Source organism: uncultured Streptococcus sp. (assembly GCF_938036805.1).
GTDB lineage: Bacteria > Bacillota > Bacilli > Lactobacillales > Streptococcaceae > Streptococcus.
In genome coordinates, this window is the sequence record NZ_CALHWC010000025.1 from 1 (window position 1) to 2,670 (window position 2,670).

The 2,670-nt window shown below is 37.8% G+C and carries 3 protein-coding genes and 1 pseudogene; all 4 read right to left on the reverse strand.

The window, feature by feature from the left end:
* Positions 1-101: 101 nt before the first annotated feature.
* Positions 102-557, reverse strand: a complete 456-nt coding sequence (locus tag Q0191_RS01070; RefSeq protein WP_297663032.1) for a DUF5085 family protein — start codon at positions 555-557, stop codon at positions 102-104.
* Positions 557-1,045: a hypothetical protein gene (locus Q0191_RS01075; protein ID WP_297663034.1), complete on the reverse strand. Its 489-nt coding sequence runs from the start codon at positions 1,043-1,045 to the stop codon at positions 557-559. The genes Q0191_RS01070 and Q0191_RS01075 overlap by 1 nt, the downstream gene beginning before the upstream one ends.
* Positions 1,046-1,054: 9 nt before the next feature.
* Positions 1,055-1,723, reverse strand: a complete 669-nt coding sequence (locus Q0191_RS01080) for a hypothetical protein (RefSeq protein ID WP_297663036.1) — start codon at positions 1,721-1,723, stop codon at positions 1,055-1,057.
* A 2-nt stretch (positions 1,724-1,725) separates the two neighbouring features.
* Positions 1,726-2,670 (reverse strand): annotated as a pseudogene (locus Q0191_RS01085) (hypothetical protein); the annotation flags it as partial.

The following is a 2,670-nucleotide window of genomic DNA, read 5'->3' on the forward strand; positions in this document are numbered from 1 at the left end:
ACTGACCAAGGAATGACCAACTTGCTCCAAGATAGATCCTTTATCCTCTTCTACTCCTACTCGAGCTAAAGAAGTTTGGTATAAAGCACTTATTTCGTTCATTAGTACGCATAACCAATCAATACAGTTACACGACCTGCACCCTCAGTCTGCAAGATATGATAAAAAGGGGTATTTAGTTCTGGGTCATTCTGTTCCAATGTCCATAGTAAACGCGCATAAGCTTCTTTCGTTAATTCTTCATAATCATGATCTAATGAAACCATTAAAACATTATTAATTTCAAAATAGGTTGAAAAACGCATTCCCTCTACTTCCAGATATTCCTCTTCTAATGGAAGTAGAAACTCTACATCCATATTTCCACCTTCAGGAACATTGTTCAAGCTATAGACAATTGGTCCATTGGGATGTCCGCCAGCTTTTTCAATTGCTGTCATAAATGCATCCAGTTCACCTTGCATCTGACTTACATGAAAGCTGGCACGTTTTTTTATAACATTGCGAGCCTCAAAAACGGCTTGATTTGTCACTCCTTCTGCCACCACATAGTCCATTAATCTACCTCCCAACTACTGTATGCATCAACTCTAATTTCCTTACCAGGATGATAAAGCACGTGATACACTGCCAAGGATTCCAAATTTTTATCTGAATATTTGGTTGCCAAAGTGTCATAATAGTCCTCTAGTCTTCCTGAAGAAAATGTCGCAAAGTCATCACTACTTACTAAAACCTTTTCTTCAAAGAGAATTGGTCCGTCATAGTTACCTGTAGGATTTATTTCATTCCCAAATGTTGAAAAAATGAGAAAGGTATTTCTATCAGAAAAAGGATAACTTTTAAAGCATACTGGCCCATCTGAATACACAAGATCCAGCATATCCTCTATAAATTCCCAACATAAAGGATAGATTTCTTGACAAAGTAATTCCACTGGAATATCTAGCAAATTTTTTTCTTCATAGCCATAAAGTTGGTGAAGCACTAACTTTTTAGGTCTTGTTTTCATCATGACTTCTTTTCTTTCTAGTTTGTTCTTCAATTATTAATCCTACTCTTCATATTCTGGGTGTTTGCGTACATAGCGTGCCGCCTGAACTCCATCCACTATGAGAGCTGGGAAAACGAAGTTCATCAAGATTCCCAAGAAAACACCAAAGACCTTCTCACCATAGCCAGTGAGAATAGCTGGCGCTAACAATACAGCTACAAAAGCAACTCCAAAATTAAACAATCGCTCTTGCTTCTTGTCATTGTCTTTACCACCATAAGTCTCCCATCGGTTGAAAGCCCAGATTTTCCCCTGATTTTTAGGAAGATAATACCAGGAGTAGAGACCAGTAGAAAAAAGCAGGATACAGAGAGCCACCAGATTGTAAATAAGTGCCCAGACTGAATAGATCCCGTCATTACCAACTAGCATAATCAAGCCTATAAAAGTAAAGTCAACGTTTAAAATCAAAACAAGTATAGAAACATAAAGATAGATAAAGCTCTTAAATCTCACAATAAAACGATCAAAGAAAGAGAGTGGGATTGCTACACCACTAATAACCATGCAAACAATAAACAAGATTTTATAAATGCCAATATGATCGATATAGGTCGTACCAAAAAAACCCATAAAAGAGACTGCCAGTGTAATCCAAGGTAGAAGTTTGATATAGCCTAAACTAACCCCATTTGTAATCAAAGGGCCGTGGTAACGTTCTTCGTACATACTTATCCTCCAAATAAATTCTTTAAGCCCGATTTAGCCCATCCAGTGAGGGAACTATCCTCTGATTTCCCCCACTTCCTATTCATAAAGTAGGATACTGCCATCCCAAGTCCAGCACCAACAACTGTACCAAGAGGACCACCAATCATCGTGCCAATAGCTGCACCTGCATAAGCTGCGCCTGCATCAGAAACTGTATCCACAATCTGATTCACTGCAAAGTTCCGGAGTTTTTGACCTGTTGTAGAGGTTTCATCATCCAAGAAAGATTCTTTGAAATTCATTACAATTGATGAAATAGAACCTGCAGCTCCCAAAAGTTTTCCACCTTTAGCCCATTTGCTTGCTTCCTTAAATCCACTAAGAGGATTCAAACCAGATTTAAAGGAATCCTTCGCTGCAGCAGCTCCAGACTTTCTGGCATCGGCCCAAGCATTTTTCCAACCGGTCATCTTGACACCTCTACCGATATTGGTCTTGCGAATATCAGACTGCTTAGTCTGAGTTTGAAATTCTTTTCCTCTCTTATATACCTTGTTATTGTTTCTGTTATAGAGGTTCTGACGTTTTGAACCAATTTGAACACGGCCCTTACCATCAACAATAATTTTTCTGCCGTTGATATATTTTATTTCTTTTAAATAAGTACTTACTGCTTTAACAAACTCAGTTCCATTTTTTTCCCATGTACTTAGCGTAATTACTAGTTTGCTAATACTCGTCAGCAAGCCCAAAGGAGTTGAAGAATTGACATTTTCAGTGATTTCCTTAACATCTTGAACAAAATCTTTATCGTTATAAAATGCTTTGGCATCTTTTGAATTAAAATCACTACTTTTGAATTTATCAAGATTTTCTAGACTCTGAGTTTGCATCGTCATCACTTTATCAAACTCATCTCCTCGCTTCCAACCATTGAAGCTCGCCATATTCGTCTTGGTATCTGT